The sequence below is a fragment of the Acinetobacter sp. Lyrl_1 genome, from assembly GCF_051948795.1.
GTDB classification, from domain to species: domain Bacteria; phylum Pseudomonadota; class Gammaproteobacteria; order Pseudomonadales; family Moraxellaceae; genus Acinetobacter; species Acinetobacter towneri.
The window spans coordinates 1-21981 of the sequence record NZ_JAYJLK010000023.1 but is presented as its reverse complement, the minus strand read 5'-3'; the positions used below and the strand labels follow the sequence as shown (position 1 = coordinate 21981).

General features: G+C 42.6%; 20 protein-coding genes. 17 read left to right on the top strand and 3 right to left on the bottom strand.

From position 1 onward, the window contains the following. Nucleotides 1–79: 79 nt before the first annotated feature. The 14 genes from VF675_RS08635 (at nt 80) to VF675_RS08570 (ending at nt 17232) form a co-directional block, all read left to right on the top strand. On the top strand, nt 80–1138 hold the full coding sequence (locus VF675_RS08635) for a pilus assembly protein PilM (RefSeq protein WP_004974460.1): 1059 nt from the start codon (nt 80–82) through the stop codon (nt 1136–1138). Further along, complete coding sequence (locus tag VF675_RS08630) at nt 1138–1773, top strand: PilN domain-containing protein (protein WP_440205094.1); 636 nt, start codon at nt 1138–1140, stop codon at nt 1771–1773. Before VF675_RS08635 ends, VF675_RS08630 begins: the two co-directional genes overlap by 1 nt. Further along, entirely contained in the window at nt 1770–2477 is a 708-nt protein-coding gene (locus VF675_RS08625; protein ID WP_004974463.1) for a type 4a pilus biogenesis protein PilO, read from the top strand. Before VF675_RS08630 ends, VF675_RS08625 begins: the two co-directional genes overlap by 4 nt. Continuing rightward, nucleotides 2477–3001 carry a pilus assembly protein PilP gene (locus tag VF675_RS08620; RefSeq protein WP_440205093.1) on the top strand — a complete coding sequence of 175 codons (525 nt, stop codon included), beginning with the start codon at nt 2477–2479 and terminating at the stop codon, nt 2999–3001. Before VF675_RS08625 ends, VF675_RS08620 begins: the two co-directional genes overlap by 1 nt. A gap of 60 nt (nt 3002–3061) precedes the next feature. Next, entirely contained in the window at nt 3062–5200 is a 2139-nt protein-coding gene (pilQ, locus tag VF675_RS08615) for a type IV pilus secretin PilQ (protein WP_440205102.1), read from the top strand. 37 nt (nt 5201–5237) lie between these two features. Continuing rightward, the gene (gene aroK, locus VF675_RS08610) at nt 5238–5780 is read left to right on the top strand and encodes a shikimate kinase AroK (protein ID WP_096901281.1); all 543 of its coding nucleotides are present in this window, start codon (nt 5238–5240) and stop codon (nt 5778–5780) included. Between the two features lie 19 nt (nt 5781–5799). Next, entirely contained in the window at nt 5800–6879 is a 1080-nt protein-coding gene (aroB, locus tag VF675_RS08605) for a 3-dehydroquinate synthase (RefSeq protein WP_440205092.1), read from the top strand. 10 nt (nt 6880–6889) lie between these two features. Beyond that, the gene (locus VF675_RS08600; protein ID WP_440205091.1) at nt 6890–7735 is read left to right on the top strand and encodes a hypothetical protein; all 846 of its coding nucleotides are present in this window, start codon (nt 6890–6892) and stop codon (nt 7733–7735) included. 567 nt (nt 7736–8302) lie between these two features. Then, nucleotides 8303–12778, top strand: coding sequence for a glutamate synthase large subunit (gene gltB / locus VF675_RS08595; protein ID WP_440205090.1), 4476 nt, complete (start codon nt 8303–8305; stop codon nt 12776–12778). A gap of 91 nt (nt 12779–12869) precedes the next feature. Further along, complete coding sequence (locus tag VF675_RS08590) at nt 12870–14291, top strand: FAD-dependent oxidoreductase (protein ID WP_440205089.1); 1422 nt, start codon at nt 12870–12872, stop codon at nt 14289–14291. A gap of 291 nt (nt 14292–14582) precedes the next feature. Next, the gene (locus tag VF675_RS08585) at nt 14583–15173 is read left to right on the top strand and encodes a LemA family protein (RefSeq protein ID WP_440205088.1); all 591 of its coding nucleotides are present in this window, start codon (nt 14583–14585) and stop codon (nt 15171–15173) included. A gap of 19 nt (nt 15174–15192) precedes the next feature. Then, the gene (locus VF675_RS08580) at nt 15193–16311 is read left to right on the top strand and encodes a TPM domain-containing protein (RefSeq protein ID WP_440205087.1); all 1119 of its coding nucleotides are present in this window, start codon (nt 15193–15195) and stop codon (nt 16309–16311) included. Further along, entirely contained in the window at nt 16305–16865 is a 561-nt protein-coding gene (locus VF675_RS08575; RefSeq protein ID WP_440205086.1) for a TPM domain-containing protein, read from the top strand. The genes VF675_RS08580 and VF675_RS08575 overlap by 7 nt, the downstream gene beginning before the upstream one ends. A gap of 10 nt (nt 16866–16875) precedes the next feature. After that, nucleotides 16876–17232: a hypothetical protein gene (locus VF675_RS08570; protein WP_440205101.1), complete on the top strand. Its 357-nt coding sequence runs from the start codon at nt 16876–16878 to the stop codon at nt 17230–17232. Between the two features lie 71 nt (nt 17233–17303). On the opposite strand, the gene tfpZ is transcribed toward VF675_RS08570, so the two are convergent. From tfpZ to VF675_RS08555, 3 genes are all read right to left on the bottom strand, one after another. Further along, a complete protein-coding gene (gene tfpZ, locus VF675_RS08565; protein ID WP_440205085.1) occupies nt 17304–18038 on the bottom strand; it encodes a TfpX/TfpZ family type IV pilin accessory protein in 735 nt (244 codons plus the stop codon). 183 nt (nt 18039–18221) lie between these two features. Then, the gene (locus tag VF675_RS08560; protein ID WP_440205084.1) at nt 18222–18425 is read right to left on the bottom strand and encodes a hypothetical protein; all 204 of its coding nucleotides are present in this window, start codon (nt 18423–18425) and stop codon (nt 18222–18224) included. Nucleotides 18426–18505: 80 nt separating this feature from the next. Next, complete coding sequence (locus VF675_RS08555) at nt 18506–19027, bottom strand: pilin (RefSeq protein WP_440205083.1); 522 nt, start codon at nt 19025–19027, stop codon at nt 18506–18508. Between the two features lie 403 nt (nt 19028–19430). Between VF675_RS08555 and VF675_RS08550 the strand changes: the two genes are divergently transcribed. The 3 genes from VF675_RS08550 to VF675_RS08540 all read left to right on the top strand — a co-directional run bounded on the left by VF675_RS08550 (nt 19431) and on the right by VF675_RS08540 (nt 21809). Continuing rightward, nucleotides 19431–21062, top strand: a complete 1632-nt coding sequence (locus VF675_RS08550) for a Wzy polymerase domain-containing protein (protein WP_440205082.1) — start codon at nt 19431–19433, stop codon at nt 21060–21062. A gap of 218 nt (nt 21063–21280) precedes the next feature. Further along, nucleotides 21281–21523 (top strand): type II toxin-antitoxin system ParD family antitoxin, encoded by a 243-nt coding sequence (locus VF675_RS08545; protein WP_004974509.1) that lies wholly within the window; start codon nt 21281–21283, stop codon nt 21521–21523. Further along, the gene (locus VF675_RS08540) at nt 21516–21809 is read left to right on the top strand and encodes a type II toxin-antitoxin system RelE/ParE family toxin (RefSeq protein WP_070153485.1); all 294 of its coding nucleotides are present in this window, start codon (nt 21516–21518) and stop codon (nt 21807–21809) included. Before VF675_RS08545 ends, VF675_RS08540 begins: the two co-directional genes overlap by 8 nt. Nucleotides 21810–21981: the final 172 nt, after the last annotated feature.

Below are 21981 nucleotides of genomic sequence, written 5' to 3'. Positions count from 1 at the left end.
CCGTAAAAAATTATAGACCAGCGCGGATTAGTAGGTTAAATTTTTTTGGGGATAAAAAAATAATAGGAATGGTACTATTGTGCGTAGGTTATATCGTAAGCCAAGTAAGGGGTTAATAGGTGTAGATATTAGTTCTACTTCTGTTAAGTTATTAGAACTCTCTGTTAAGAATGGTAGATACTGGGTCGAGAGCTATGCGCTGGTCCCACTTCCAGAAGGCAGTGTGGTTGAAAAAAACATTCTCAATCCAGAAGCAGTCGGGGATGCGCTTGAACGTGCATTGAACTTAGCAAACACGCAATCTACATCTGCAGCATTAGCAATTCCAACCTCAATGGTGATTACCAAAATCATTGAAATGGATGCAGATATGACTAGCGATGAGCGTGAAGTTCAAATTCGTATGGACGCCGAGCAATATATTCCATTCCCATTAGATGAAGTCAGCCTAGACTTTGAAGTCCAACCAGACCGTTTAGCCAATCCAAACCGAGTCAATGTGTTACTGGTTGCAACACGTTTAGAAAACGTAGAAGCACGAGTAGAAGCATTGGAGTTGGGCGGCTTGACAGCCAAAATTGCCGATGTCGAAAGTTTTGCCATCGAAAATGCCTTTAAAGTGTTCTCCGATACCCTGCCAATGGGTGTGAACACCATTGGTATTTTGGATATTGGTCACACCATGACCACCTTGTCGGTGCTGCAAAATAACAAAATTATTTACACCCGCGAACAAACCTTTGGCGGTAAGCAGCTGACACAAGAAATTCAAAACCGTTATGGTTTGTCGTATGAAGAAGCAGGACGTGCGAAAAAAAGCCGTACTTTGCCAGATGACTACGATGTAGAGGTGCTCGAACCGTTCTTAGAAGCGGTGGTGCAACAAGCGGCACGTTCATTGCAGTTCTTTTTCTCATCTTCACAATTTAACGAAATTGATCACATTTTATTGGCAGGGGGGAATGCCAATATTCCAGGTCTTGCGAAGTTGTTGCAGCAAAAACTGGGCTACCGTGTGACCATTGCCAATCCATTCTTACAAATGGGCTTCTCTCCACAAATCGACATTAAAAGAATTGAAAGTGATGCGCCGTCATTGATGGTGGCATGTGGTTTAGCAATGAGGAGTTTTGATTAATGGCAAAGATTAACTTACTCCCTTGGCGCGATGAGCTAAGAGAAAAACGTAAAAAAGAATTTATTGTATTTTGTATTGCAGCGGCTGCTGTTGGGGTGTTATTGGTGGCTTTTGCGTGGTTCTTCTACAACGCGAAGTTACAAGATCAAGAACAAGCCAATCAATTGGTGATCAGTACCAACCAAAACCTAGATGTACAATTAAAATCTTTAGAAGGCTTGCAAGAACAGCGTAATGCTATTGTTGAGCGCATGAAGCTTATTCAGAGCTTACAAAGTCAGCGTCCAATTGCCGTGCGTTTGGTGGATGAATTGGTGCGTGTGACACCAAGCAATATGTACTTAACCAAAGTGAGCCGTACAGGCAATAAATTCACTTTTGAAGGCAAGGCTGAAAGTCCAAATACTGTGGCTGAATTCTTGCGTAATTTGGAAGCATCGCCGTGGTATCGCAATGCATTTATGAATTCATTCTTAGCCAAAGAAGAAAATAAAGATAAAGCACCAAGCTCTGTGGTTCCTCGTGTAGAGGAAAGTTACGGTACTTTTGTAGTAACTTCAGATTTAGAAGAAATTGCAATTCCAGTAACACCAACAGAATCTAATTCAACATCAGCAGCGGGGGCAGCACAATGAGTCTCGATGAATTTGATGAAGTAAATCAGGATGCTGCTGTTGCTCCGAAAAAGAAAATGACAGTTGAAAAGTTTTTTCAACAGTTCAATACCCTAGATCCTAACAATTATGGTGCTTGGCCACTTTCGGTCAAAATTACCTGCTGGATTTTTATTATTTTCCTGATTCTAGCTTTAGGTTACTTTGTCGTAATCAAGCCAAAGTTAGATGCCATTGCAGCAGCACATACACAAGAACAAAACTTGTTAAATGAGTTCCGTGAAAAAGATTCTAAATTGCGTAATTTGCAGCAATACCAAGCGCAATTACAAGAAATGGAAGCGAACTTTAACCAACAACTTGAACAATTGCCAAAAGAAACTGAAATTCCAGGTTTAGTTGAAGATATTAACGTCACAGGAGTGAATTCAGGTTTGAAGTTTAAAAACATTCGTTTAGAGAACGAAATTAAACAAGAGTTCTTTATTGAACAGCCAATTTCAATTGAAGCGACAGGCGATTATCATGCCTTTGGTTCATTCGTAAGCGGTACAGCAGCATTGCCACGTATTGTGACCATGCACGACTTTGAAATTGTGGCGACTGAAAATAAAGACAAGAAAACCGATATTCCGCAAGTGACCTATAAAGCACAAGCAAAAACTTATCGTTATGTCGGCAGTGCAGATGCACAAACCGCGGGTAATGCTGGAGGAGCGAAATAATGAAAATTGAAAAGCTTTCGTTGGCTCTGATGGCGACTTTGTTGATGGTGGGGTGTGATTCACGGATTGATGCAGTCAATGCACAAATGGCTGAAATTCGTAATCAGCCACCACTACCCATTGAACCTGCACCTGTGTTTGAGCCTGCACCAACCTTTAACTATGCAGCACACCAGCTCAAAAGCCCATTTATGCCAAGTTCATTGGCGGCAGAGCTTAAAATTATGGCAGGGAAGCGCGTTTATCCGAACCTTGCTCGCCAGTTACAACCACTGGAAAATTACGCACTTGAGTCACTGACTATGAAAGGCAGTATGCGTCAAAATGGTCAAATTTTGGCATTGATTCAAACACCTGATGGTGAAATTGAGCGTATCCAGCGTGGTAGCTATATGGGGGTAAATCATGGTCGTGTGGTGAATATTACACCTACACAAATTGATTTAATCGAAATTATTCCAGATGGTCGTGAAGGTTATGTAGAACGTCCAAGAAGTTTAATTTTAATTGGGCCTGCGCCATAAATTAAAGGAATAAAAATGAATAACAGTGTGAAAGATTTTATTTTTGGGGATGGTAATACAATGAACAATTTGTTCCGTCAGTTTTCAATGGGCGCAGTCGCAATGGCAGTGATGCAAGTTGCCAATGCCCAAGTCAGCATTACCAACATCGTACCCATGCAAATTCCGGGACAGGGCACCGAAATTCGTGTCATGTTCAATGGCTTACCACCACAGCCAGCGGCATATCAGTTGGAACAACCTGCGCGTTTGATTCTAGACTTTGATAAAGCACAACAAACGCTGAAACAAAACAGTATTGCAGTGGCGACCAAAGAAGCGAGTTCTGTAGAGGTCAGCTCAGATGCGCAGCGTTCACGTTTAACTGTGAACTTGGCTGATGCAGGTGCGTTTACGACACGTGTTGAAGGCAATACCTTTATTTTAAAGATCAACTCAACTACAGCCACACCTGTTGCAGCAGTGACTGCACAACGTAGCGCACAAGGAATTTCCAATATTGGTTTCCAACGTGGTGGCGAAGGTGAAGGTCAGGTGGTAATTGACCTATTGGGTAGCAACACCCCTGTAGATGTACAGCAACAAGGCAGCAAAATTGTCGTACGTACTTTGGGCAATAAAGTCCCTGCGCATTTGGCTCGTCGCCTGAATGTGAATGACTTTGCAACCCCAGTATCAACCATTGATGCGCATAATGATGGTAGCAATGGCGTGATCACCATTCAGGCTGCAGGTAGCTATGAATATATGGCCTATCAGGCAGAAGACAAGCTCACCATCAGCTTAAAACGCCCAGTTGATAAAAACCCGTTTAAGCCACGTGCAGCACAAAGCTACACAGGTAAAAAGATTTCATTGGACTTCCAAGATATCGAAGTGCGTCGTGTATTACAGCTGTTGGCAGACTTTACAGGCATCAATATGGTGGCTGCAGATACAGTACAAGGTAATATCACCTTACGTTTAAAAGATGTGCCTTGGGATCAAGCCTTAGACATTATTCTGAAAACCAAAAATTTAGACAAGCGCCGTAATGGTAATGTGATCTGGATTGCGCCAGTTTCTGAGTTGATTAAGGCGGAAGAAGAAGAAGCCAAAGCGATTGCACAAAGTGTTAAATTGGCACCACTGCAAACTGAATATATTCAGTTGAACTATGCTAAAGCCGCAGATATTGAGAAGCTTATTACTGAAGGTAAAAATGCATCACGTAGTGGTAGTTCAAATACAGGTTCTGGAGCTGACCCATTAGGTGATAGCGTGGGGAGCTTGCTCAGCCCACGCGGTACAGTGTCTGTAGATCCACGTACCAATACCTTAATTATTAATGATACTTCCGCTAAAATTGATCAAATCCGTCAGATGATTGATTTGCTTGATGTGTCTGTGAAACAAGTGATGATTGAAGCACGTATCGTACGTGCAACCACAGATTTCACCAAAGAGATGGGTGTGAAGTGGGGTATCTTGTCACAAGGGATCACCAACAATAATCACTTGTTGGTGGGTGGTAGTGATACCACTTTGTGGAACTTGCGTGAGCCAGAAGAGAATAGCGAGTTAGGCGGCTATACTTATGATATTGAGCGTCCGCAAAACCTCAATGTCGATTTAGGTGTGACCAGTCCAGGTGCCAGCCGTATTGCGTTTGGTTTAATCAGTTTATCTGACTTTATGTTGGATTTGGAATTGTCTGCATTACAAGCCGATGGTTATGGTGAAGTGATTTCAACACCAAAAGTACTGACTGCAGATAAGCAAAATGCCAAAGTTGCATCGGGTACTCAAATTCCATACCAATCTTCTGAGGGTGGCGGTGTTAATGCTGTCTCGACCACAGAATTTATTGATGCGACTTTAAGTTTGGATGTGACGCCAAGTATCACGCCAGATGGCAAGGTGCAAATGCAATTGAATATCACCAGTGACTCGCCAGGTGCGCCAACACCAACTGGTCAGCTCACCATTAACAAGAACGCAGTCAATACCAATGTTTTGGTAGATAATGGCGAAACTGTGGTCTTGGGTGGTATTTTTGAGCAGCAAACTGCCAACTCACAAACCAAGGTTCCGTTCTTGGGCGATATCCCTTATATCGGACGTTTATTCCGTAAAGATATCACGTCAGATAACAAACGTGAGTTGCTGATTTTTGTTACACCACGAATTGTTAATGACAGTGTTTCAAGAAATCATTAATATATTTTCAATTTAAACAAAATTTATAGGTGACTCCTTGCTAAGCAAAGAGTTTGAAACCCTACCAAATATCTATTTGGTAGGGCCGATGGGGGCAGGGAAAACCACTGTAGGACGACATTTAGCAGAATTGTTAGGGCGTGAATTTCTAGACAGTGATCATGAAATTGAGCGTAAAACAGGTGCAACGATTCCATGGATCTTTGAAAAAGAAGGGGAATCAGGGTTTCGTAGTCGTGAAACAGCGGTCATTGATGAGTTAACTACGCGACATAAACTTGTGCTGGCCACAGGTGGTGGTGCAGTAACTCAAGCCCCTAATCGTGAGTTTTTAAAACAACGCGGTATTGTTGTTTATCTGTATACTCCTGTCGAAATTCAACTCCAGCGAACCTATCGCGACAAAAACCGCCCTTTACTTCAAGTCGAAAATCCCGAACAACGACTACGTGATTTGCTTGCAATACGTGATCCGTTGTATCGTGAAGTAGCACATTATATTATTGAAACCAATCAGGGTGCTGCGCGAGATTTGGCGCAAAAAATCTTAAATACGATTGTTTCTGAGCAAATATCTTAGGTAGAAAGCGACTCTTTTCATGCAAACTTTACATGTTGAACTCGGCGATCGCCGTTATCCCATTTTCATAGGTAGTGATCTTCAGCCCAAAGACTTATTGGCACCTTATATTAAGGGGCAGCAAGTGATGATTGTCACCAATACCACAGTTGCACCCTTGTATTTGAGTCATTATGTGTCTGCCGTTGAAGCACTTGGAAAGAAAGTGGCAACATGTATTTTGCCTGATGGGGAAAAATACAAAGATATTCAGCATTTGACCCTTATTTTTGATGCGCTGTTGGAAGCAGGCTTTAACCGTGATTGCACCGTGCTGGCTTTAGGCGGTGGTGTGATTGGTGATATGGCAGGTTTTGCATCGGCAAGTTTCCAACGTGGCGTGTATTTTATTCAAGTACCAACAACCTTATTGTCGCAGGTCGATTCAAGTGTCGGTGGCAAAACAGGGATTAATCATCCATTGGGTAAAAACATGATTGGCGCGTTTCAGCAACCCCAAGTGGTGCTGGCCGATATGTCGCAACTGAATACTTTACCTGAGCGTGAGTTGTCTGCAGGCCTAGCCGAAGTCATTAAATATGCGCTTTTGGGTGATGTCGAGTTTCTAGAATGGCTTGAAACGCACATGGAAGCATTAGTGGCGCGTGATCCTGCTGTACTGGCAGAAGCGGTATATCGTTCATGTGCACATAAAGCGCGTATTGTTGCCAATGATGAAAAAGAGCAAGGTGAACGCGCTTTATTGAATCTTGGGCATACTTTTGGGCACGCAATTGAATCTTATTTGGGTTATGGTGAATGGTTACACGGTGAAGCTGTTGCGACAGGGATGGTAATGGCAGCCGATTTATCACAGCGTATGGGCTGGATTTCTGCCGAAGATGTAGAGCGTACAAAAAATATCATTTCTCGCGCCAATTTACCGATAGTATGTCCGCAAATTCCACTGGATCAGTTTTTGGCTTATATGGCACACGATAAAAAAGTGCTGAATGGTCAATTACGTTTGGTGCTCATGAAGCAATTGGGTCAAGCCATCATCACCAAAGAGTTTGACTTAGAATTGATGAAACAGGCGATTTTAGCCAATCAAGCATAAAAGGCAGCATATGACAGCACTGCGTACACACTGGCAAAAAATTCAACAGTCAATTTGGTTGCTGGGCGCGGTGCTGTGTTTATTGGCGGCACTGATTTTTTGGGCGGTGACTGACCGTGAAGAACTGGTTGAAATTGAAAAACAACCAGAGTCTGAAATTGAATTACAAATTCAACCCGAAAAGGTTGCTGCAACCACCTATTTGGGTGGCTTGCAAGAAGAAGTCCGCCCTTTGGAACTCACCACGCGTTTAACGGCTTCTGGTTTGCATGAGGCTGAGTTTCGCGGTACTAAATTTATTCAGGAACAAAAAAATAACAGCACGATTGAACTGTTTCGGGTCAATGATGAAAACATCATTAAAAGTTTTATTAAAAAGCAAACAGATCGAAGCAAGCTGTTTTATATCCGTTTAAGCGGTGAGGGGCAAGCTGAACAATATGTGATGTTATACGGCAGTTTTGGCAATAAACGCGAAGCCGCACAAACCTTGACCGCACTGCCATTCAAATTTCCTGAAACGATTCAGCCTGTTGTGGTGCAATTTGCTGACTATAGTCCTTATGTCAATGACTTAGGGGTAGATGAAATGGGACTGAGCACCAAGTTATATGCGGTAAATTTACGTCCAGCAGCTGTGCCTAAAATAGATGAAAGAGCTTTGGCACGTCCACCTGCAACCACAACGACTGCACCGACTACGCAGGCTGTTGCACCGCAAAATAGTACCACCAGCACTACAATTACCCGCCGTGATCAGGAGGGTAATGTCGTTGATGTACAAAAATCACAAAGTGGTACAGCACCTGCTCAGCCAGATGCACCTGAACCTGAAGTGCGCGATCCTTTTAACTAATCATAAACACTTCCAATATTCTTTTAGCTCAAGTCGAGTCATTCAAATAGCTACTTGAGCTTTATTCTTTTTGTCTATTTTGGCTCCATTGCACCAATTTGATCTAAAAAATTGATCATCCAGAATTAAAAATACGTTCTAAAATGGCGCAGCATGGTGTATAAAAATAATGAAGTGCACAAAAATAGTGCGAATTTATAGCAAAAATGTGAACTAACGACGATTTTTCTTGAATGATGCTGATGTTTAGCGCGTGTATAACTAAAAATTAAAGTTGGCATTGTTTTTGCTTTTATTGGTGCGTGAATTGAGTTGTTGTCCCTATTTTGGCGCAAAAAAGATTCAATGATTGTGCGAAACTGTCAAATTTGCCTGCTACATTAAAGTGTAAAAGTTGCGTAAATGATGAATGACACGTTTGAGGTTTAAGCCAAATCAGACTTAAACAAATGCGTGAAACTTCATTTACACAAGATTGATGTTTAGAGAAGTAAATTGAGTTAAATCGCAAAACTAGATTGTTTAATTGGCCCAATTGGGCAAGTAAAAGAAGGGTACGCTATGCACATGCCATCGCCTAATACTGTAGCTCCCGCTCAAGGTTTATACCAACCGGATGAGTTTAAAGATAACTGTGGTTTCGGTTTAATTGCCCATATGCAGGGTGATGCAAGCCATGATCTCGTCAAAACGGCTATTCATAGTTTAAGTTGTATGACCCACCGTGGCGGGATTGCCGCAGATGGTAAAACAGGGGATGGCTGTGGTTTGCTGTTGGCAATGCCAAAGCAATTTTTCCGTGAAGAGGCAAAACGCTTAAGTGACATTACCCTAAGCGAAATCTTTGCCGTAGGTACAGTGTTTTTAAACTTAGACCCTGCCTTGGCGACTCACGCTAAAAATATTCTGACTAAAGAAATTGAAGCTGAAGGCTGCAAAGTTTTGGCTTGGCGTGTGGTGCCAACCAATAATGAGGCATTGGGCGAAATTGCGATGCAATCTTTGCCTGCCTTTGAGCAAATTATTGTCAACTGCCCAATTGGCGTGACAGAAGTTGAGTTTAACCGCAAGTTATTCTTGGCACGTCGTCGTGCAGAGCAGCAATTAACTGCCGATCCATATTTTTATGTGACCACCTTATGTTCAACTGTGATCAGCTATAAAGGTTTGATGATGCCTGCTGCGATTGCAGACTTCTATACGGACCTTGCCGATGAACGTTTGGCATCACATATTGTGGTATTCCACCAACGTTTCTCGACTAATACCTTACCACGTTGGCCATTGGCGCAACCGTTCCGTTATTTGGCACACAATGGTGAAATTAACACCATTACCGCAAACCGTAACTGGGCGATGGCACGTACGCCTAAATTTGACAACCCACTTTTGCCAGGTTTAACTGAGCTGAAACCTATTGTGAACCGTACAGGTTCAGACTCTTCTAGCTTAGACAACATGCTGGAAATTCTGGTGGGTGGTGGAATGGATTTATTCCGTGCCTTGCGTATGCTGGTTCCGCCTGCATGGCAGAACGTAGAAACCATTGATGCCGATTTACGTGCTTTCTATGAGTTCAACTCTAAGCACATGGAAGCGTGGGATGGCCCTGCAGGTTTAGTAATTCAGGATGGCCGTCATGCAATCTGTATGCTGGACCGTAATGGCTTACGTCCTGCACGTTGGGTGATTACCAAAAACGGCTACATCACTTTGGCCTCTGAAATTGGGGTGTGGGGGTATGAACCTGAAGATGTAATTTCTAAAGGACGTGTTGGCCCAGGGCAAATTTTGGTGGTGGATACCTTTACTGGCAAAGTGCTCGATACGCAGGATGTAAATAACCATCTGAAAAGAATGCGTCCTTACCGTGAATGGTTACGTGAAAATTCAATCCGTTTACAAGGTAGCCCAGAGCTTGAAGAATATTTGTGTGATCAGGGTTTAAAAGGTGATGCCTTAAAAGCTGCACAAAAAATGTTTATGGTGACCTTTGAAGAGCGTGATCAATTATTGCGTCCAATTGCAGAAAGTGGTCAGGAAGCTGTCGGTTCAATGGGGGATGACACCCCAATGGCGGTATTGTCACGTCAGGTACGCCATGTGTCAGATTATTTCCGTCAGCAGTTCGCACAGGTAACCAATCCTCCAATTGACCCATTGCGTGAATCTATCGTGATGTCGTTGGAAACCTGTTTAGGGCGTGAACAAAACGTATTTGAGCAAGGACCAGAGCATGCTGATCGCTTGATTATCTCAAGTCCTGTGTTGACCAATTCTAAAATGCACCAAATTCGCACTTTGGGGCGTAAAGGCTATGAAATTGCCGACATCGATCTGAACTATGCTGAAAATGAAGGTTTACAAGCAGCGATTCAACGGATTTGTGAAACTGCTGCACAAGCGGTGCGTGAGGGTAAAACTTTATTGGTACTCACAGATAAAAAAATCCGTGAGGGTTACTTGCCTGCCAATGCAGTCATGGCGACTGGTGCGGTGCATCACTACTTAATTCAAGTCGGTTTACGTACCGATGCCAACATTATTGTCGAAACAGGCTTTGCCCGTGATCCGCACCAATTTGCAGTATTGCTCGGTTTTGGTGCAACTGCAGTGTACCCATATTTGGCTTATGATGTGATCAATGACTTGATTGCCAAAGGGGAGTTATTGGGCGATCCAGTCTATGCGCAAAGCAATTTCCGCAAAGGCATTGAAAAAGGCTTGCTTAAAGTCTTGTCCAAAATGGGGATTTCAACTGTAGCCTCTTACCGTGGTGGTCAGTTGTTTGAAGCAGTCGGCTTATCTGCCGAAGTGGTGAATACTTGCTTTATTGGTGTGCCAAGTCGTATTCAGGGGGCTACCTTTGCCGACCTTGAAAATGACCAGAAAAAACTGGCAGACACTGCATGGAAATCACGTAAACCCATTGATCAGGGTGGTTTGCTGAAATTTGTATTTGGCAAGGAATACCATGCCTTTAACCCAGATGTGATCAATGCCTTACACAAAGCGGTGCGTTCAGGCAATTATGCAGATTTTAAAGAATATGCAGAAATCGTGAATAATCGCCCAATCGCAACCATTCGTGATCTATTCAAGTTAAAAACAGACCATTCAATTGCCTTAGATCAAGTGGAATCGGTTGAGCAAATTTTACCGCGTTTTGACTCTGCGGGGATGTCTTTGGGTGCGTTGTCGCCAGAAGCACATGAAGCAATCGCCATTGCCATGAATACCATTGGAGGGCGTTCAAACTCAGGTGAGGGCGGTGAAGATCCTGCACGTTATGGCACAATTCGTAACTCGAAAATCAAACAGATTGCTTCGGGACGCTTTGGGGTAACACCTGCTTACTTAACCTCTGCAGAAGTGTTGCAGATTAAAGTGGCACAGGGTGCAAAACCAGGCGAGGGTGGTCAGTTACCAGGCGGTAAAGTGAATGGGTTGATTGCACGGTTACGTTATTCTGTGCCAGGTGTAACTTTGATTTCACCACCACCACACCACGATATTTATTCGATTGAAGACTTGTCACAATTGATTTTTGATTTAAAACAAGTCAATCCACAAGCCATGGTATCGGTCAAGTTGGTATCTGAACCAGGTGTGGGGACCATTGCAGCAGGTGTAGCCAAAGCCTATGCTGACTTCATTACCATCTCGGGCTATGATGGCGGTACAGCAGCATCGCCACTGTCATCTATTCACCATGCAGGTTCGCCGTGGGAATTGGGTTTAAGTGAGGCGCATCAGGCATTACGTGTGAATGACTTGCGTGGCAAAGTTCGTGTGCAAACCGATGGCGGCTTAAAAACTGGTTTAGATGTGGTGAAAGCGGCAATTTTAGGTGCGGAAAGCTTTGGTTTTGGTTCAACGCCAATGATTGCCTTGGGTTGTAAATATTTACGTATTTGCCACTTAAATAACTGCGCAACAGGGGTAGCGACTCAACAAGATCATTTGCGTCAGGAACACTATATTGGTGAACCGCAAATGCTAATCAACTTCTTCACATTTATTGCTGAAGAAACCCGTGAATGGTTAGCCGCATTGGGTGTGGCAAGCTTGAAAGACTTGATTGGCCGTACCGACTTGCTAGAAATTTTACCAGGTGAAACCGAAAAACATGCGCACTTAGATTTAAGTGCTTTGTTGGAATCGCACCCTGCGGCAGAAGGCAAAGCGCAATACTGTCAGGTTGAAGGCAATGCGCCATTTGACAAAGGCATCTTGGCTGAAAAAATGATTGAAGAGATGCTTCCTGCAATTGAAGCAGGTACAGGTGGTGAATATTACTTTAATGTGAGCAACTGTGACCGTTCAATTGGTGCGCGTATTTCAGGTGAAATTGCGCGTCGTTATGGTAACTTGAGCATGGAACATCATCCTGTCAAATTGAACCTTACGGGTACAGCGGGACAATCTTTAGGTGTTTGGAATGCAGGTGGTTTGCATATCAAACTTGAAGGCGATGCCAATGACTATGTGGGTAAAGGCATGGCGGGGGGGCGTATTTCCATCTTCCCACCAAAAGGATCGCCTTTCCAAACTCAAAACACAGCGATAATTGGTAATACCTGTCTCTATGGTGCAACCGGTGGTAAATTATTTGCTGCAGGTACGGCAGGTGAGCGTTTTGCGGTGCGCAACTCGGGCGCGTTTGCAGTCATTGAGGGAGCAGGCGACCATTGCTGTGAATACATGACAGGCGGGATTGTGACTGTATTGGGCAAAGTGGGACATAACTTCGGTGCGGGCATGACAGGTGGATTTGCCTATGTACTGGATTTGGATAATGACTTTGTAGACCGTTACAACCACGAACTGATTGAGCTGAATCGTATTTCGACTGAAGCGATGGAAGAACATAAAGAATTCTTGTGCCGTATTTTAGATGAACATATTAAAGAAACAGGCAGTGCGTGGGCGTATAAAATCCGCCATGAGTTTGATTTCTATAGCCGTAAATTCTGGCTGGTGAAACCAAAAGCTGCCAACTTGCAGACTTTGTTAAAAACTACCCAAGCAGATCCACAATAATCCACGACTCAGCATTCGGCAGATGTGGATAACTTTAGACTTATACCCAGTGTAAATGTCGCGTTATCCACATCCACCTACGGAGAAAGACATGGCAGAACGCCTACATAATGACTTTCAATTTCTGGATGTAGCACGCCAAGATCCAGAGAAAAAAGATCTCGATGTCCGCAAAAATGAGTTTGTGGAAATTTATAAACCGTTTACTGCAGAAGTGGCGGCCAATCAGACCCATCGTTGTTTGGGCTGTGGTAACCCGTACTGTGAATGGAAATGCCCTGTGCATAACTACATTCCGAACTGGCTTAAACTAATTTCGGAAGGTCGTATTTTTCAGGCAGCAGAATTGTGTCATCAAACCAATACTTTGCCTGAAGTTTGTGGACGGGTTTGTCCACAAGATCGTTTGTGTGAAGGCGCATGTACCTTAAATGATGGTTTTGGTGCAGTCACCATTGGCAATGCCGAAAAGTACATCAACGATACAGCTTTTGCCTTGGGCTGGCGTCCAGACATGTCGCATGTGAAATGGACCGATAAAAAAGTGGCGATTATTGGTGCGGGCCCTGCAGGTTTAGGCTGTGCCGATATCTTGGTGCGTAATGGCGTCAAACCAGTAGTTTTTGACAAACGGCCTGAAATTGGTGGCTTGCTCACCTTTGGTATTCCAGAATTTAAAATGGAAAAAGACGTGATGAAACGCCGCCGAGAAATTTTTTCGGGCATGGGGGTTGAATTCCGTTTAAATACCGAAATTGGTAAAGATATCACGATTGAACAATTGCTTGCAGATTACGATGCCGTGTTCATGGGCATGGGCACTTATACCTATATGAAAGGTGGATTTGCTGGTGAAGATTTAGATGGTGTTTATGATGCGCTGGATTTCTTGATTGCCAATGTCAACCGTTGCCAAGGCTGGGAAAAAGACCCTGCAGAATACATCAGTGTTGAAGGCAAAAAAGTGATTGTACTGGGTGGTGGGGATACTGCCATGGACTGTAACCGTACTTCTATTCGTCAAGGTGCGCAGCAAGTCACTTGTGCCTATCGTCGTGATGAAGCCAATATGCCAGGTTCACGTCGTGAAGTGACCAACGCCCGTGAAGAAGGGGTGAACTTCTTATTTAACCGTCAACCCATTGAAATTGTTGGTAAAAATGGTAAAGTCGCAGGTGTAAAAGTGGTCACCACACAATTAGGTGAGCCTGACAGTCGTGGTCGTCGCAGCCCAGAGCCTGTTCCAGGTTCAGAAGAAATTTTAGCTGCCGATGCGGTATTGCTTGCTTTTGGTTTCCGTGCCAGCCCTGCAGATTGGTTTGCCTCTGCCAATGTTGGGGTAGACGGTTCTGGTCGTGTACTGGCAGCAGAACAGCAAACATTTAAGTTCCAAACGTCTAACCCGAAAATTTTTGCAGGGGGCGATATGGTGCGTGGTTCTGATTTGGTCGTGACTGCAATTTGGGAAGGTCGTCAGGCGGCAGAAGGTATTTTAGATTATTTAGAGGTCTAAACGAGTTTGTTTTGCTTAGATCTTGAAAGGGCTGAGTTTTAAGGAATTCAGTCCTTTTTTAATGGATATTTTATCCAGCTCATCTTCATGTGGAATACATTGCCATCTCTGATTCATATAAGGTTTAAGAGCTGAAACTTCAATATTAATTCAATCTGCTGTACAAGGTTATTGTTTGATGTAAACAGTTTGGTGATTCGCTAGATTAAACAAAATACACAAACAGGTCAGAATTTCACGTTAGAATGAAATCATTTCAAACAAATACAAAGAAAATTTAGAGGTTAATTTATGAATTTCACGAAAAAAACCATACTCGCAGTGGCTTTAACCAGTACTTCGACATTAAGCGGCTGTGGCTATAATACCTTACAAGTGAAAGATGAAGCCGTGACTGCCTCTTGGTCAGAAGTCCAAAACCAATATCAACGCCGTGCCGATTTAGTGCCAAACTTGGTGAATGTGGTCAAAGGCTATGCCAAACATGAAGAACAAGTCTTGACTGAAGTGACTCAGGCACGTGCCAATGTCGCAGGCTTAAAAGTGGATAAGGCTGTATTGGAAGACCCTGCGTTATTCCAAAAATATCAAGAAGCACAGGCGCAAATGACCAGTGCCTTGTCGCGTTTAATTGCGGTGTCTGAAAATTATCCAGACTTAAAAGCCAATGAGCAATTCCGTGATTTACAAGTACAACTAGAAGGCACAGAAAACCGTATTGCCGTGGCGCGTAACCGTTACATCAGCACAGTGCAAGACTTTAACAGCTATGCACGCCAGTTCCCGCAAGTGATGACCGCAAAAGTCATTGGTATGGACACCAAACCAAACTTCAGTGCTGAACAAAGCGCACAAACAGCACCGAAAGTTTCGTTTGAATAACGCCTAGGAGGATGCCTGGATGCTGCAATCGTACAGCAAGACCTGTATAAATCTAGTGCAGATGCTGCTGCTCATGGCAGTTATGTGTTTCAGCTGCTTGGCATATAGTGAAGTTGCCACTGCAACTGATGAAACCGCCGAAGCTGCGGTGCTAGGTAAAATTGTGCAGCAACAGCATCCTCAAAATGCCAACCCTATCCCTGATCTTGCGAATTCACGTCAGCCTACATCGAGCACTCAGCAAGCACCTGTAGGATCACCTGTTCAGCAACCGCAAATTGCCAATGATATGGCAGACGGTGAATCCATCCGTGCTTTGCCGACCCTGAATCAGCCCGTGGTCGATCAAGCCAATTTGCTCACTGCTGCAGAAAAACAGCAAATCAGCCAGCGGATTTTAAATTTACATCAACAAGCCAAAGCGCAAATTGGCGTGGTGATTGTACCGACCACAGGGCAGGAAGATATTTTTGATTTTGCCATGCGGGTCGCAGAACAATGGCAGCTTGGTTCTGCCAAGCAAGACAATGGTGTGTTGATGGCAATTGCGGTCAATGACCGCCGTATTCAAATTTTAACAGGTTATGGTTTAGAGGGCGTGCTACCCGATATTGTGGTCAGTCGGATTATTAACCAACGCATTACCCCCTATTTTAAACAAGCTCAATATGCACAAGGCATTGATGCTGGCTTGGCAGAAATTGAACGGATTTTAAACTTAGACCCCGAAGTTGCTGCACAAGCGGCGCAAGAACTCAAACAACATCATGAACAAGCGTTGCAAGAACAACAGGCGCGTGAAAAAACCTTGAGCACTGCTTTATTTATTTTAATTGCAGGGGTAATTGGCTCACTGATTGTCGGAAAACGCCTAAGTGCTTCAACCGCTGCCGTAGCAGGAACAGTGGCAGGTTTGGTCAATGGTGCAGGCTTAATCACCAGTTTAATGATTGGCGCCGGAATTTTCTTTTTACTCATCACTGCCATTGCACAGACCATTTTCCAAATTTTCTTGTCCTCTGCAGGGCGTGGAGGTGGACATGGTGGCGGTGGTTTTGGCGGCGGCGGTTTGGGTGGCGGTGGCTATAGCGGCGGCGGTGGTAGCTTTGGTGGGGGAGGAGCGTCAGGATCATGGTAACCAAAACAGATACAACAGAAATTATTACTCAACCCAAAATGGACATTGTAGCCCGTCCGAGTGTAAAGCGTTGGCTGAAGCATTTCTTTTATTTACCTGCCACCAAACGTTTTTTTAATGCGCAGGATCAACATGCCATTGCAGAAGCGGTGACGGCTGCCGAGCGTGGGCATGTAGGTGAAATTCAGGTGGTGATTGAAGGTTGTTTACCCTCGCGGTTGGCGTATGCGATAGATACGCATACCCGTGCACGCCAATTATTTGCAGAATTGGGTGTTTGGGATACTGAACTGAACAGTGGGGTTTTGCTGTACCTGAATTTGTGTGAGCGCAAAGTTGAAATTGTGATTGACCGTGGCATTAAAACGGCAAGTACGCAACAGGTGTGGGATGAGGTCTGTGTGCATATAGTGCAGGGTTTGGCACAGCAGCAGTTTCGGCAAGCGGTAATCACAGGCGTGCAAGAAATTGGTGAAATTTTGGATGCGTTTTACGACCGCCAGTTGCTAGATCAGCAAAACGAATTGAGCAATGCGCCGATTATTTTGGGGTAATTAATTACAGATTGATTACATAAGAGCGCAAATTCACTTAGTACGATTAAAAGCCAACAAACCGATTATTCTACCGAAAGGCTCTGCCATTAATAACGACACTGTAGCGCTTGAAGCAGGGCGTAAACGGGGTTCGATTAAAAAGAGCCGTCATGCTGTATTAATTGAGGCAATTGAGCAAGCTACACAGGCAGCAGGGCAAAATGTTCTTTCGCCTGCCCAGCAAATTGAGCAAGCGAAAACTAAGACCAAAGCGGTGAAAAGTGATTATGAGCAGCTGAAAGAAGTTTATGAAATACTGCTGGAAAAGTGCAATTCGCTGTTGCTAGAAAATTTTGAGTTGAGGCAAAGTACTCGGACTATTTGATTGATATAGCCACTCAGTTTATGAACTTAGTGGCTTTTTAGTAAATGGAGTTAAAAAATATGCCGTTAAAATTATTGCCACGGTCTGAGATCTACAGTTTTGATGATAGACGCGGATTCTTTATTGACTAAAACCACCATATCTATTGCATTGGCTTTTAAGGGTAACCAAGCATTTGCTTTTGGATATTTGGCTATAGTTTTTTTCACTTCGGTTTTTGAATTGTATTTTTCCAATTCTATAAGCGGCAATGCACGTTTTCGAATTTGGTTTTTGGCTTGAGTCAGTTCTACGTAGCGATCAGGCTGCTGGGCAAGGGAAATACCACCTAATACTTCGGTAAACATATCATTTTGGCGTTGCTGGGTACTCACGGCTGATTTCACTGCAGCAAATTGTGGCCCAGTCCAAGATACCTGTTGAAACTGAGGTTGTGCTTGGTCAATATTTTCTAAAATTAGGTCATTTTTTCGCACCAATTCAAAACGGTCTGCATGAAATACTAACCATGCAGGACGACCTTGTTCAATAGTAAACACCCCATAACATAAAGCCGCGATTTGAATGAGAATAATCACACTGAGGTCAAACTTAAGTTTTTTCTTGCTTTCTTTATAGACCAATAAGCCTAAAAGTGGTCCTAAAATCACGTCGATGACCAACAGCATTAAAAAAATATGAGTAACGCCAACTGTGCTTGCTAGAGGAGATGGATACCAAATAAAAAAGACCAGTCCAATCACCAATAAAGCGATTAGAAATGAAATAGATAAATGGCTGAGAAAAAATTTTAGGCGTTTTGACATATTTTTACTTAAACTTATAACTTTCAGGAACTAAACAGTAACCAATAATTTTAGATTGAAATTTAGGTGATAAACGAATACCGAAGTTTTGCTCCACTATACACTCTTGTTTTATATTTGAAATATCTATCATAATAATTATACCTTTTGGAGATAGATCATTTCTAACTGCACAAGCGTAACTCAATGCCAATGAGTTTTTTCAGCGAAGGAGTTACTACTTAATTCACCATCAGCTTTTAGTTGAAAACCTTGCTTTTTAATATTTTCAAAATTCACTTCTGCGGTTCCATGGAAGAGAATATGACTATTATTTTCAAGTTCATCTGGAAATTGTCGGTAATTACTTTCTTCACCTAATGATTGAAACTTATATTCTTTAATCATAATTTTTTATTTACTCTAAGGTTGCTAACTTTTAACCATAAAAAAGACTGGCGAACCAGTCTTTTTACACTTTCTAAATATTAGTAAGTACCTTGACAAGAACCTGGAAGGTATTTAGCCGGCATTGGAGTTGTAGCACTTGGACCACACTTCCAACCCACGATTGTTTTACCGCCATCTGTAGCAGGATTTAATGCGGTAGAACCTGAAGGCACCATCATAGGAGTTAAATCAATAGTTCTTGCTCTTGCTGTGGTTTCCCCACCAAGAGTGGTTTCATTACCTTGAATTGAAATTACACCGTTTACATTAACACCGCTATTACCAGCAGACCAACCACGTGCAGGAGTAGCGTTAACATATTTAGTCGCCTCAATTCTACATGCATTAGTTAACACAGTACCCATGTCTTTTACAGGTGAATTCTGTACCATATCGGTAACTATACTACGGCATGAAGACGCTGCTAGCACAACTTCAGATACTTTTGCCTTTACTGTATAGTTTTGATAGGCAGGTAAAGCAACCGCAGCCAAAATACCGATGATCGCAACAACAATCATTAATTCGATAAGGGTGAAACCCTTTTGTACTGTATTCATAACATTCTCCACAAATGTTGTTAATTTAGTTATAAGCTTTGTAAGCTATTTTAATATTAGCACTAAACGTGCCAACTTTTATTATAGACAATTTACACAGAAAAACAGCATCTTATACATAAAAAAATTCAGACTATAAATTTTACTGCATATTATTGTTAAAAAGTGACAAATTTTGTCAGGTTGAATTTTGTACTTTGGACAAATATTGTCAATGTGTGATTTCTGTCACATTTTATGATAATATTTTATGATCTGAGTATGACTAATAGCGTATTTAATCTTCGCCACATAATTATCCCACTTAAAACTGGCAGAATTCCAATCAAACTTGCTACACAAAGCATTATCATCTTGCCTAAAAAAATATAAGATAGAGCCAGTTTTTAGTCTATTTTTTCCTATGAAATATGCATTGCTAATTTTGGCTGCCATCCTCATCTCCCTTGCATGGTTATTGCCCATTCACTACCGTCCGTGGGTCACTTATACAGGTGAACTTTACGCATTTTTGGCCTTGTTTGCCCTTGCAGCCTGCCTTTTTAAAGCAAAATTACAAATACCCAAAATCAGCCTGCCCTTACTGGCACTGTGCAGTGTTCCACTCATTCAGTGGGGCCTTGGCTTAGTCTACTTCTTTGACAAAGCTTTGCTCAGTAGCGTGTATATCTTCAGTTTTTGGTTGGCAATAATTTTTGGCTATAACCTCACGCAAAACAACAGCGAGCGTGAACGCATCTTCGCAGGCTTTAGTTATGTGCTACTTGGCGTGGGAAGTATTACCGCATTCATGGCAATGTGCCAGTGGCTCACACTCGACCAATACCTGCCTATGATGGTAGATATTAAAATCGGGCAACGTCCTTATGCCAACTTCGCTCAACCAAATAATATGGCGACCTTTTTGGTGATGTCGCTTATGGCATGTCTATATTTATACGAAAAACAAAAACTTAAAACCGTGTGGATTGTGATTGCAGCTGCCATAATTTTGGTGGGTGTGGTACTGAGTCAATCACGGACTTCGTGGTTGGCGTCACTATGTCTCTTGACCTATTTGAGCTATCAACAATACCGTGGCGTGATGCGGATTAAATGGCGCTATAGCTTGCTGTGGTTTGCCGCATTCATCGGGCTGATTTTTATCGCACCTGCTTTTAGTCAATTGCTCTCACAAAGTGCAGACCTTTCGGTGCAATCTCGTGATGTGGTACAGCGCGCCACAGGTGATATGTCACGCTTGGCAATTTGGCAGCAAATGCTCGCTGCGATTGAACATCAACCGTGGTGGGGCTATGGTTGGCATCAAACCAGCGTGGCGTATGTCACGATTAGTGAATTTGTGCAAGGCCCTGTGTGGATTCGCAGCGCACACAATTTCATTTTGGACTTTTTACTTTGGAATGGTGTGATACTCGGCGTACCATTTTTGGCGTATCTGGGCTATTGGGGTTACCAGTTGCATAAATATACCCAGTCGGTGGAATCGGTTGTGGGGATTTTAATGGTCGGTGCATTTAGTGTACATGCCATGCTGGAATTTCCACAAAACTATGCCTACTTCTTGCTGCCTGTAGGTTTTATTATCGGCATGATTCAGTCACAGCGCGTAGTGAAAGGTCTTACTTTATCTCCACTATATTTACGCAGTGCTTTTGTACTTGGCGCATTGTTGTTGATGCTGATTTATCGTGATTATGAAGTGATGGTGCCTAAACTGAATCAGTCGGTACGCTATGAACACACCCCTGAAAAAATCACCCATCAAGAGCGTATTTTTGTACTGGAAGAATTTAACCGCCGCATTGCGTGGATTCGATTAAATCCGTATAGCCTACAAACGCCTGAACAATTGCAGGATATCCATGAAATTGTGTTGAATTATCCAACCCGCTACGATTTATTGAAATATGCACGCGTATTAGCATTTAACGGTTATGAAGCAGAAGCCAAAAAGCAATTATGGTTGTTAAGCACTTTGTGGCAGGTCAATGTAGATTATGCGACTTTATTGGATGAAGCGGAGCCGCGCTGATTTGTGTAGCGCAAGGAGGGGGATTTGAAAATAGTGAGCCAAATATGGTGAAAATTTTCAATGTTGAAAATCTCTCCCAACTTCTCTTTAAAAAGAGAGGGGGTATTCATTATAAAATTGATTTCATGTGCGAAAATTTAAAGAGATGCTGAACTTTTGTTCAGATAAAGGGAGTTGTGTTAGAATTGTATGATGTATTCAAACAATAAGGCATGCTGATGGCGAGAACTACAAGTGTAACAATTGGCCCACAACTCGATAACTTTGTGAGCAAACTGATTGAATCTGGACGTTATGGTTCAACCAGTGAAGTGATGCGATCTGCACTAAGATTATTGGAGCAGCAAGAAAATCAAACTGCAGCTTTAAAGCAAGCGATTGAAGCAGGTGAGAACAGTGGAGAAAGTACACTTAGCCTAAAAGATATTGCGGCTCAAGTGAAGCAGAAGCATCGTGTATAAGCTATCAAATTTAGCTGTCGACGACTTCACTGCTATTTATGAATACACCTTACTTAATTTTGGTGTAGCTCAAGCTGACCAATACACGCAACATTTGGAAAATACCTTTCATTTGTTAGTGAGTTCACCGCTGATTGGTTATGCATGTGTAGATATTGGCGAGGGAATACGCCGTCACGATCATCATCAACATGCTATTTTTTATAAAAAACAGGATTATGGAATTTTTATTATTCGGATATTGCATCAACAGATGCAACCCATGAAACATTTTTTTGCGTTATAAATACTTTTTTATAAATCCAAGAATTTAAAATGCGCATAAGTAAAATATATTGATATTGAGAGCTTCTTCATTAGAGATAGGCAAGATACTGAATTTTAGGTAAAGTGCCCCAAAAAACAAAAGACTGGAAAACCAGTCTTTTGAGTTATCTAAACCAGATGAATCTTAGAGT